General features: G+C 69.9%; 6 protein-coding genes. 1 reads left to right on the forward strand and 5 read right to left on the reverse strand.

Annotated elements, in window-relative coordinates:
* Nucleotides 1-574: 574 nt before the first annotated feature.
* The 4 genes from nahK to pqqF form a co-directional block, all read right to left on the reverse strand.
* Nucleotides 575-3,205, reverse strand: coding sequence for a hybrid sensor histidine kinase/response regulator NahK/ErcS' (gene nahK / locus P3W75_RS13305; protein ID WP_276227821.1), 2,631 nt, complete (start codon nt 3,203-3,205; stop codon nt 575-577).
* Nucleotides 3,135-4,298, reverse strand: a complete 1,164-nt coding sequence (gene nosP, locus P3W75_RS13310) for a nitric oxide-sensing protein NosP (RefSeq protein ID WP_276227822.1) — start codon at nt 4,296-4,298, stop codon at nt 3,135-3,137. Before nosP ends, nahK begins: the two co-directional genes overlap by 71 nt.
* 442 nt (nt 4,299-4,740) lie before the next feature.
* Nucleotides 4,741-5,937 (reverse strand): porin, encoded by a 1,197-nt coding sequence (locus P3W75_RS13315; protein WP_276227823.1) that lies wholly within the window; start codon nt 5,935-5,937, stop codon nt 4,741-4,743.
* 290 nt (nt 5,938-6,227) lie between these two features.
* Entirely contained in the window at nt 6,228-8,456 is a 2,229-nt protein-coding gene (gene pqqF, locus P3W75_RS13320) for a pyrroloquinoline quinone biosynthesis protein PqqF (RefSeq protein WP_276227824.1), read from the reverse strand.
* Nucleotides 8,457-8,720: 264 nt separating this feature from the next.
* Here pqqF and P3W75_RS13325 point away from each other — a divergent pair, with 264 nt between their 5' ends.
* On the forward strand, nt 8,721-9,932 hold the full coding sequence (locus P3W75_RS13325; protein ID WP_276227825.1) for an MFS transporter: 1,212 nt from the start codon (nt 8,721-8,723) through the stop codon (nt 9,930-9,932).
* A gap of 60 nt (nt 9,933-9,992) precedes the next feature.
* Here P3W75_RS13325 and P3W75_RS13330 read toward each other — a convergent pair whose 3' ends face one another.
* Complete coding sequence (locus P3W75_RS13330; RefSeq protein WP_276227826.1) at nt 9,993-10,901, reverse strand: alpha/beta fold hydrolase; 909 nt, start codon at nt 10,899-10,901, stop codon at nt 9,993-9,995.
* Nucleotides 10,902-11,002 lie beyond the last annotated feature (101 nt).

Consider the following 11,002-nt stretch of genomic DNA (forward strand, 5'->3'; position numbering starts at 1 on the left):
CGCTGGAGCGTGAGTCGTAGGGCGCATAACGCGAAGCGTTATCCGCCGCAATGAACAACCCCTCCGGCACCAATGCCCCCACGGAACCCGGCCGGCGGCGGATAACCGCGAACGGTTATTCGCCCTACGCGGATGCTGACGCCGGTGCCCCCCGTAGGAGCGCGCCATGCGCGCGATTTCGCGGGCACGGCCCGCTGGAGCGTGAGTCGTAGGGCGCATAACGCGAAGCGTTATCCGCCGCAATGAACTACCCCTCCGGCACCAATGCCCCCACAGAGCCCCGGGCCGGCGGCGGATAACCGCGAACGGTTATTCGCCCTACGCGGATGCTGACGCCGGCGCCCCCGTAGGAGCGCGCCATGCGCGCGATTTCGCGGGCACGGCCCGCTGGAGCGTGAGTCGTAGGGCGCATAACGCGAAGCGTTATCCGCCGCAATGAACAACCCCTCCGGCACCACTGCCCCCACGGAGCCCCGGGCCGGCGGCGGATAACCGCGAACGGTTATTCGCCCTACGCGGATGCTGACGCCGGTGCCCCCGTAGGAGCGCGCCATGCGCGCGAATTGGCGGGCGTTCAGCCCGTCCGGTCCATCAGGTGGCACAGCGCGGTCTTCAGCTTCATCGGCCGCACCGGCTTGTGCATCAGGGTGTGGCCCAGCTCGCGGACCTGCTGCTTGAGCTCGTTGCTGTAGTTCGCGGTGATCATCAGCGCCGGCAGCGGCGTGCCGCGCCGGGCGTTGATCGAGGCCACCGCGTCGACGCCGTTGCAGCCGTCGTCCAGGTGGTAGTCGACGATCAGCAGGTCGGATTCGGCGTGGAAGTTGTCCACCTGGCGCGCCAGGTCTTCTTCCGACAGCGCCGTCACCACCCGGCAGCCCCAGGCTTCCAGCAGGGTGCGCATGCCGGCGCAGATGGCCGCGTCGTTGTCCAGCACCCACACCCGCGAGCCGCGCAGGCGCTCCACCAGTTGCTCGGCCTGCTGCACCGCTTCCGGCCGCGCCCTTACCGCGCCGCGCGCCAGCGGCACCTCGATGGCGAAGCGCGAGCCCTTGCCGGGCACCGAGCTCACGTGGATGCGGTGGCCGAGCATGCGCGCGATCTTCTCGACGATGGCCAGGCCCAGGCCCAGCCCGCGGTCCTGGTGCGAACGCTGGATGTCGCCGCGCTTGAACTCCTGGAAGATCTCGCCGAGCTTGTCGGCGGGGATGCCGATGCCGGTGTCCCAGACCTCGATCCACAGGCTCTGCTTGCGCCGCCGGCAGCCCAGCAGCACGCGGCCGCCGGGGGTGTAACGGATGGCGTTGGAGAGCAGGTTGCGGAGTATCCGCGCGAGCAACTGCAGGTCGCTGCGCACCGGCGCGTCGCAGGCCACGAAGTCCAGGCGCAGGCCCTCGCTGGCGGCCACCTGACGGTATTCGGCGGCGAGGTTGCCGAGCAGGTCGCCGACGGCGAAGGCGCTGATGTCCGGCTTGATTACTCCGGCGTCGAGCTTGGAGACGTCCACCAGGGTGCCCAGCAGGTTCTCCACGTCTTCCAGGGAATGGCTGATGTTGCGCACCAGGCCGTCGCCGTCGCCGCGTTCCTGCAGCGCGCTGGTGAACAGCCGGGCGGCGTTCAGCGGCTGCAGCAGGTCGTGGCTGACGGCGGCGAGGAACTTGGTCTTCGACAGGTTGGCCTGCTCGGCCTCGCGCTTGGCCTCGCGCAGGCGCGCCTCGACCTGGCTGCGCTCGTCGATCTCGCGCTTGAGCTGGTCGTTCAGGCTGGTCAGCTCGGCGGTGCGCTCGCGCACCCGCTGTTCGAGGTTCTGGTAGGCCTGGTGCAGCGCCTCGGCGGTGCGCCGGCGTTCGGTGATGTCGCGGATCAGCACGAACAGCCCGGCCACCTGGCCGTCGGCCTGGCGGTTCGGCACATAGGAGCGCTGCATGTAGCGTTCCTGGCCGGCGAGGTTGGTTTCGGCGATCTCGAAGGTCACGCTCTCGCCCGACAGCGCGCGCTCGAAGTAGGGCTCCAGGCGCGCGCAGTGCTCCACGCTGTGCACATCGCGCAGGTTGCGCCCGAGCATCGAGCCGCTGGGCCAGCGGTACCACTGTTCGTAGACCTTGTTGGTGAATTCGTAGTTGAGGTCGGCGCTGAGGTAGGCGATCAGCGCCGGCACCTGGTCGGTGATCAGGCGTATCCAGCGTTCGCTCTCGCGCAGCGTCTCGGCGTGGCGGTAGCGCTCGGTGATGTCGGTGAAGGTGTTGACGAAGCCGCCGGTGGGCAGCGCGTGGGTGCGGATTTCCAGCATGCGCCCGTCGAACAGGCGCTGCTCCAGCGCCGCCAGGGGCGCGCCGTCGTCGCCGCGGCTGCGCGGGGTGAGCAGCGGCAGGCCGCTTTCGGCCATGACTTCGACGAAGGGCCGGTGCGCGCCGATCGGCGCCAGCCCGCAGAGTTCCAGGAAGCGCCGGTTCCACAGCTCCAGCGCGCCCTCGGCGCCGACCATGGCCACGCCCTGGGACAGGTTGTCCACGGCGCGCTGCAGCAGGTGCGACTTCTGCGCCACGGCCTGCTCGCGGCGGGCGATCTCGCTGCGCTTGATCTCGGTGATGTCGCTGTAGAGCACCACCAGCCCGCCGTCGCGGGTCGGCCGCTCGCTCATGCGCACCCAGCGCTCGTCGCGCAGGCGGTAGAGGGTGTGTTCGTCGTCTTCGCTGCGCTGTTCCTCGACGATCAGCCCGCTGCTCTGCGCCAGCCGGCGCACCTCGGCCAGCCGGGTGCCGGCGCCGATACGCGCGCGGGTGGGCGCCCAGAGCGCGCGGAAACGCTCGTTGAACAGCACGATGCGCTGCTGCGGGTCGAACAGCACGAAGGCCTCGGAGATGCTTTCGATGGCGTCGAGCAGGTGCTGGTGGGCGGTCTCGGCGCGTAGCCGGGCGTCGCTGAGCAGCTGGTTGCTGGACTTCAGCTCGGCCATGGCCTGGCTCAGGGCGTCGGTGCGCTCGCGCACCTGTTCGGCGAGCACCACAGAATGCTGGAACGCCCCGTAGGCGCTGTCGCCGCGCGAGGCGCTGGATTCGATGCGCTCGATCAGCGCGGCGTTGATGCGCTGCAGCTTGAGCTTGTCGCGCTCGAGTTCCTCGACGCGCGCCCGCAGCTCAGCGAGCGGCTCCGCAGCGGGGCTGGCCAATGGCGACACCGGTGAAGGTCTGGTTGACGTGCATGCCATTGAATTGCTCTCCGTAGGTGTTGAAGCCGATCACCTGCTGGTGGCGGAGAAACGCGGCGGTGGGCTCGGTGGCGCCGGCCGCCTGCAGTTCCAGGCGGCGCAGGAAGCAGTCGCAGCCGATGGTCAGCAGCGGCGGGCCGAGGCGTTCGTGCAGGCGCGCGAACTGCGCCTGCAGGTTGGGCAGCAGCGGCCCGGTGCTCATGGCGGTGAGGACGATGCCGTTCTCCACCGCGCAGTAGAAGGTCAGGCTGAGGTCGTCGTGCATCTGCTGGATGGCGCGCACGTAGTACTGGTCCTTGATGCGCACGGCCAGCGGGTGGCGCGAGAACAGCTCGTAGGTCAGCTCGTGGGGCTCCACGCCGATCAGCCGCGCGTACTCCAGCGCCGCCGGCTCGGCGTTGAGCTCCAGCACGCGGCGGCTGGCGCTGTCGGCGCGGGTCACCACCAGTTTTTCCTCGCGCGGCACCACGTGGTGGGTGGTGAACACCTCGAAGTCGAGCCAGGTGTTGAACAGCAGCACCACCGCCGCGCCGGTGTGGAACTGGCCCTGGTAGTAGACGTGGGTGTGGGTCAGGTGGTTGTCGTCGCCGGCCGAGCCGCCGAAATGCGGGATGGCCCCGAGCGCCGCGCTGAGCGCCGCCAGCACCACTTCCTCGCGGCTGGAGAGGCCGTCGAGCAGGGTCAGGGCGAAGCTGTGGTCCTTGATCGGCGCCAGCTCGCTGCTGCGGCAGCCGGCCACCAGGCCTTCCACCAGCTGCTGGGCGTCGATCAGGCTGAAGCGTTCCATCTCGTCGATCAGCGCGCTGGTCACGGCGAAGCTGCGCAGGTCGAAGCCCACCGCACTGACGCAGCCGCGCCCGTAGCCCTGCGGGGTGATCTCGCCAGCGGTGGTGCAGCCGACCAGCTCGATGCCGCCGAAGTACTGCGCCAGGGCGTCGGCCAGGGCCGGCAGGTCGTATTCCGCCGAGCAGAAGAACAGCACGAAGCCCAGGTGCGGGTGGATCAGCTGGCGCGCCAGGTCCTGGGCCACCGCCTCCACGTCGCGGGCGCTGGACATGCCCCTGACGACGCCTTCCCCCTGCCCTTCCTGCATACGCCTGCCTCAAACCGGTTGAACCTCGCGAGCATTCTACGAAGGCGGCCGGCGCGGCCCCATGCTACTTGGGTCCTGCCGGGCACCTCCGAAAGGTGTAACTCCTACAGCGAACAAGCGGTACCAGGGTTGGCTACAGAGCGGGAGGTGGAGTCCGCAACCCTCTCCCCAGCCCTCTCCCTGAAGGGAGAGGGGGCTTGTCCGTGCCGAGAGAGGGCCTGGCTTCAGCCGGAAACCTTCGGCGCTGCCGGCTGACTCCGAAATACCCGCGCACTCCGAACGGTCCCCTCTCCCTTCAGGGCGGGGCGAGCAGCCGAGGGTTAGGGAGAGGGCGCTCTCCAGAGCCACACCAACTCTCCCGACAGAACACCATCCCCCACAAAAAAACGGCGGACCGACGCCACCGCCGCCCCGCCCAACTACTGCCAAAGGAGCTCGGGAGTTACCAGTTCAGTACCGCGCCGACGGCGAAGGTGTCGGTGTCCTCGCTGACCAGAGAGCCCTTGCGCCCGTCGATCTCGTACTGGTTGTACTCGGCCACCAGCTTCAGGTTGTCGTTGATGGTGCGGAAGTAGGCGACGCCACGGGTGGAGTAGTCGGCGGCGCTGCCCAGGCCGTTGCCGTCGTCCTCGGTCTTGCCGTAGGACAGCGCCACGCGGTTCTTGCCCCAGCTGTAGGAGCCCTGCAGCAGCATGCCGCGGCTGTCCACCTCGCGCAGCGCGGCTTCGCCGGCGTTGTTGGTGAAGAACGGGTTGATGCCCTTGGCGGTGAAGCCCGAGCCGGTCAGCGAGACGCCGCCGAACTTCGCCTGCACGCCGTAGCCCAGGCCCTTGGAGGTGACGTCGTCGACTTCGCTGTTGGTGTTCTTCGAGGTCTGGTAGGCGCCGTTGACCCAGCTGTAGATCTGCGCCCCGCCGAGGTCGAACTGGTAGCTCACCTCGCTCTCGTAGCGCGGGTTGTCCTGGTAGGCCTTGTCGTCCAGGCCGTCGCTGGCGTCCTTGTCGATCTGGTTGGTGTCGATCGGGTCCATGATCCCCACCGCCACGCGCAGGCCCTGCACCAGGTTGTTGTTGCGGTAGGTGATCTGCGAGGTGGGGAACGGGTACGGGTAGCCGGTGCCGATGTTGCCGAAGGACACGCCCTTGCCGTCCACCAGGCCGAGGGTGTCGCTGGCGTTGCCGAAGCCGGCCAGCAGTTCGTCGAGGAAGATGTTCGAGCGCGAGAACAGGCCGAAGTCCTTGCCGATCAGCACCTCGCCCCAGTCGCCGGCGACGTTGCCGTAGAACTGCCGCACGTCGATGGCGGTGTCGGTGCCGTCCTGCTCGCTGTCGTTGATGGTCACCCAGAACGAGGAGCGCCCGGTGAGGGTCAGGCCGTCGACCTTCTTGCCGAAGTTGAAGCCGATGTAGTTGGGCAGGAAGCCCATCTTCACCCGCGACTGGCGGCGGTCGTAGGTTTCGCCGTTACGGTCGACGTCGCTGTTGACGTAGAAAGCGTTGAAGTAGCCGTCGGTGGAGAAGGTGGTGTCGTCCTTGTCGTACAGCGTGATGTCGGCGACGGCGGGCAGGCTGCCCAGGCTGCCCAGCGAGGCCAGGGCCAGGGGCAGGAAACGGCGAATGGCGGTGTTGTTCTTGTTCATGACGCGCTCCGCAGGGAATGGATGACCGCTCGAGGTCGTTGGCGGGGCGATTATCGAAAGCCGGCGGGCCGCGCCATACGCCGCTTTGGGCGCGGTTTCGCGCTGCTTGGGTGGGGGCGCCGGGAGCGCTGCGCAAGGCCATGCCACCCCTCCCCCGGGCGGCCCTGGGCGATGGTCGCGACGGTAGCGGCACCTTGGCAGCGGGCCTTGCGGCCCAGGACCAAAGTCGCAGGCACGGCGACGCCCGGCGGGGGGCCGTGGGTAGCGGAATCAGCGAAGGTAGCGAGGGATCAGCCGCGGTTGGCGAGCAGCCACCAGCCGCCGGTGGCGGCCAGCAGTTCGGCGTGGGCGGTCGCCAGGTCGGCGCCGCTCAGCTGGCGGGCCGCCGCTTCGAGCTGTTCACGGTGAGCGGTATCGATGCCGGCCAGGCGGTCCAGCCAGGCGTCGTCCGGCGTCGCCGCGCCGATCAGGCTGGCGCCCGCGCACGGCACAGGGGGCGTGGCCTGGAGGAACTCCCGCAGGTGCTGCAGCAACGCCTCGGGCTCGGCGCTGGGCGACTGCACGGCGAAGAGGATGCCGCGCCAGCCGGCGACCTGGCGGAAGCCGCAGTACAGCGCGTAGCCCAGCCCCAGCTCGCTGCGCAGGCGGCGCTGGAAACCGGGCTCCAGCGCCCGCGCGAGCAGGCGCCAGCGCGCCTCGCCCGGCGGGGAGCGATCAGCCAAGGGGCAGAACAGCAGCAGGGCCGCCTCGGCGCTGTCCGGGCTGCGCCGCCAGTGCCAACCGCCGGGTAGCGCGGCCGGCTGCAAGGGCGCTTGCGCCGGCTGGCCGGGGAAGGCGCTCGGCGGCGGCAGTGCGATGCCCTCCGCCAACGCGTCCCAGTGCGCGGCCGGCCAGTCTGGCGCGGCATCGGTGGCTCCAGACAAGGCCTCGGGCAGCGCGGCGATCAGCCGGCGGATCGGCAATTCACTGGCTTGCCGTTGTACCTCGCGGCGCAGCAGGCGCTCACCGTCTGGGGGCGCACTCGTCAGCCTCGCCAGCGCTTCGCCAAGGCAGTCCGCCAGGCGATCGCGCGGCCCACGCAGGGCCAGCACCCAGTCGCCGGCTTCGGCGTCCAGGCGCAACTCGACGCCACCTAGCCGCGCCTGGCCGGCGAGCGGGCGCAGGGCCTGGCGCAAGGCGAGGAAGTCGCCACGCCGGGGCGCCAGTGGAAAGCGCCAGCGCACCTGCACGCTGGCCGCCGGTGAGGTGCTCGGCGCGAGCGGCACGGGGAAGTTCCAGGGCAGTGGCGGCCTGGCTGCGAGCGGACCCGGCCCCGCGCCGAGGGTCAGCGCGAAGCCGGCCACTTCGCAGGGCTCGCCGATCAGCTCCGGCGCCACCAGCAGGCGCAGCATGTGCACCGCATCCAGCGCCGCCAGCCAGCCGGGCCGAAGCGCGCAAGGCTGGCCGAGCGCGCGGCGGCGCACCTGCTCCAGGGGCGCCAGGCGCGGGAACTCGTCCGCCGCATCCAGCGCCTCCGGGCACGCGCGCAAGGCGCGCAGCCAGTCGAGGAAAGCCGCTTCGACGGCGCCCGCCGCGCTGGCCTCCAGCAGTTCGAAGCTCACCAGCAGCAGCGTTTGTTCTTCGGCGCGGTAGGCCACCCGCGTGCCGGCGGCATCGGCCAGGCCCTGTTCGATCAGGTAGGCCAGCAGGCCGCCGTCGGCCTCCTCGGCCAGCAGCGCGCCGACGCGTTCCAGGGTGCCTTCGGCGGCGGCGTCGAGCCGCTCCAGGGCGAAGGCCAGCACCAGGCGCGGCGTGCCGGGCAGGCGCAGGCCCAGCGCGGCGCGGGCGAAGGGCAGCAATGGCGGCGGCGCCTGGCGTGCCGGCCGCGCTCGACTCGGCCACGCGGCGCAGGCCCGCTCCACCAGCGCTTGCAGTTCGTCCAGCGATTGCGGGCCCTGCAGCCACAGTTCCAGGTTGCCGGGGTGGTAGAAGCCGCCATGGAAGTCCGCGAGGGCGCGCTGGAAGTCATCGGTTTCCACCGCCAGGCTGGCGCGCCGGCCAGCCACGAAGCGACGCAACGGGTGGCCCGCCGCCACACCGGCGGCCAGGGCGGCGTCGATCAGGGTGTCGGCGTCGGCGGAACGGGCGATGTACTCGGCCTCCAGCACCTCGCGCTCGCGCAGCTGCGCGTCGCGCGCCAGCGCCGGGCGTTCGAGCATGTCCGCCAGGCGCAGCAGGCCGTCGCCCAGGTCGGCGGCCGGCACTTCAAAGAAGTACTCGGTGTGGCGCGCGCGGGTGCTGGCGTTCAGCCGCCCGCCGCGCGCCTGCACCCAGGGCATCAGCCGCTGTTCGTCGCGATAGGCCCGGCCGCCGAGGAACAGCAGGTGTTCGAGAAAGTGCGCCAGGCCCGGATGCGCCGCCGGCTCGTCATGGCTGCCGGCCGCCACCCGCACCAGCGCCGCGCCCGCGGCCGCGCCCGGCGTCTGCGCGAGGGTCGCGCGCAGGCCGTTGGGCAGGCGCAGCTGGCGGGTCCGGCTCATCGCGGGGCGGGCTCCGATGGGAGGTTGTCGGCCACGATAACGGTGCCACGGGCGATGCGGAATACTTCTTTGGAAGCGGATGTGCCCCAGGGGCTAAAGCGCTGCGGCGGGTGAAAACCGCGACGGGCAACGCACAGTGCCCGTTTCTCGATAGCGGAAGTCCGAAATTCGCAAGACGGGCGCGGCGGCGCTGCCTAGCATAGGGCTCCGCTAAAAACGACGGCCGCACCACTGTGCCGGCCGCACCTTGCTGCCTGGAGTCCCATGTCCACTACTGCCGCCCCCACGGCTGCCGCGTCCGTCGCCAGCCAAGCCAGCCCCCTGGTGATGCGCGTGATCGGCGCCTGCGCCCTGGCCCACCTGATCAACGACCTGATCCAGGCCGTGCTGCCGTCGATCTACCCGGTGCTCAAGGCCAACTACGGCCTGAGCTTCACCCAGGTCGGCCTGATCACCCTGACCTTCCAGCTCACCGCCTCGCTGCTGCAGCCCTGGGTGGGCTACCACACCGACCGCCATCCCAAGCCCTGGCTGGCGCCGGCGGGTAGCGTGTGCACGCTGATCGGCATCCTCATGCTGGCCTTCGTCGGCACGTTCCCGGCGATCCTCCTGGCCTCGGCGCTGGTGGGCATCGGCTCGTCGACCTTCCACCCGGAAACCTCGCGCATCGCGCGCCTGGCCTCGGGCGGGCGCTACGGCCTGGCGCAGTCCACCTTCCAGGTCGGCGGCAACGCCGGCAGCGCCTTCGGCCCGCTGCTGGCGGCGGCCATCATCGTGCCCTACGGCCAGGGCCACGTGGCCTGGTTCGGCCTGTTCGCGGTGTTCGCCATCCTGGTGCTGTACGGCCTCAGCCGCTGGTACCGCGAGCACCTGAACCTGTTCAAGCTCAAGCAGGGCGGCAAGGCCACCCACGGTCTCTCGAAGGGCCGGGTCAACGCCGCGCTGGTGGTGCTGGCGCTGCTGGTGTTCTCCAAGTACTTCTACATGGCCAGCTTCACCAGCTACTTCACCTTCTACCTGATCGAGAAGTTCCAGCTCTCGGTGGCCAGCTCGCAGCTGTACCTGTTCCTGTTCCTCGGCGCGGTGGCCGCCGGCACCTTCTTCGGCGGCCCGCTGGGCGACCGCATCGGGCGCAAGACGGTGATCTGGATCTCGATCCTCGGCGTGGCCCCCTTCACCCTGGCGCTGCCCTACGTCGACCTGTTCTGGACCGGCGTGCTGAGCATGGTCATCGGCTTCATCCTGGCCTCGGCGTTCTCCGCCATCGTGGTGTTCGCCCAGGAACTGGTGCCGGGCAACGTCGGCATGATCGCCGGGGTGTTCTTCGGCCTGATGTTCGGCTTCGGCGGCATCGGCGCCGCCCTGCTCGGCCACCTGGCCGACATCCACGGCATCGAGTACGTCTACACGCTGTGCTCCTACCTGCCGCTGCTGGGCTGCCTGACCATCCTGCTGCCGTCGACGAAAAAGGCCTGACCCACGCGCCATTCGCGTAGGGTGCATAACGCCCCAAGCGTTATCCGCCCTACGCTGGCGTCACTGCGTGATGAATTGCCGAATGGTCTGCGTGGTCTCCGCCGGCGCCTCTTCCATCAGCCAGTGCCCGGCCCCGGCGATCACCACTTCCTTCACGTTATCGGCAGCGTTGCGCATCACGATGGCCTCGTTGGCGCCGAAGGATTTCTCGCCACCGATGGCCATCACCGGCATCGTCAGCCGGGTCTTCGCCGCCGCCTCGTTGTCCAGCGCGTCCTGGCGGATGCTGCGGAACTGCGCGAAGGCCGCGTGCATGGTGCCGGGGCGGGCGTAGAGCTTGGCGTAGTGCTGGCGGGTCGCCTCGTCGACCTTGCGCGGGTCGCCGGCGAACTCGTTCCAGAAGCGGTCCAGGTAGATGCGCTCGCGCCCGGCCACCAGCCGCTCCATGTCCGGACCGCCGAAGTCGAAGTGCCAGAGCATCGGCGAGCGGACGATCTCGTTCCACGGGGCGATGCCCGGCACCGGCGCGTCCATGACCACCAGGCGGTCGGTCTGCTGCGGGTAACGCGCGGCATAGGCGTAGGCGACCATGGTGCCGATGTCGTGGCCGACCACCACCGAATGCTCGATGCCCAGCGACGCCAGTACCGCGCGCACGTCGCCGGCCTGGGTCTTCTTGTCGTAGCCGCCATCGGGGATCGACGACAGGCCCAGGCCGCGCAGGTCCGGCACCACCACGCTGTGGTCGCGGGCGAGGTCATTGGCCAGCGGCGCCCACATGTCGCCGGTGTCGCCGAAGCCATGCAGCAGCACCACGGCCGGGCCCTTGCCGCCGACCCGCACATGGATCTTCGCGCCCGGCACCGCGACGTCCTCGGTCTTGAACGCGGAGGAAAAGGCTGTCACCCCGGCAAAAGCCGGAAAACTCAAAGCCACCAACAGGGAAGCGGTCAGCAGGGCGCGCATCATCACGGTGTCTCCGCGAGTGGGGGATGCGAGGAGCGTAGATGGCTTTGCGCATTTCACCGCCGCATGACCGCGAACCGGTGCACGCCTGCACGCGCGGAATC

This window comes from Pseudomonas citronellolis (genome assembly GCF_029335315.1).
Classification (GTDB): Bacteria; Pseudomonadota; Gammaproteobacteria; order Pseudomonadales; family Pseudomonadaceae; genus Pseudomonas; species Pseudomonas citronellolis_A.

Bases quoted from the DNA above. Each gene is read 5' to 3' on its own strand.
- nahK (WP_276227821.1), bottom strand. From the start codon at position 3,205: ATGGCATGCACGTCAACCAGACCTTCACCGGTGTCGCCATTGGCCAGC.
- nosP (WP_276227822.1), bottom strand. From the start codon at position 4,298: ATGCAGGAAGGGCAGGGGGAAGGCGTCGTCAGGGGCATGTCCAGCGCC.
- P3W75_RS13315 (WP_276227823.1), bottom strand. From the start codon at position 5,937: ATGAACAAGAACAACACCGCCATTCGCCGTTTCCTGCCCCTGGCCCTG.
- pqqF (WP_276227824.1), bottom strand. From the start codon at position 8,456: ATGAGCCGGACCCGCCAGCTGCGCCTGCCCAACGGCCTGCGCGCGACC.
- P3W75_RS13325 (WP_276227825.1), top strand. From the start codon at position 8,721: ATGTCCACTACTGCCGCCCCCACGGCTGCCGCGTCCGTCGCCAGCCAA.
- P3W75_RS13330 (WP_276227826.1), bottom strand. From the start codon at position 10,901: ATGATGCGCGCCCTGCTGACCGCTTCCCTGTTGGTGGCTTTGAGTTTT.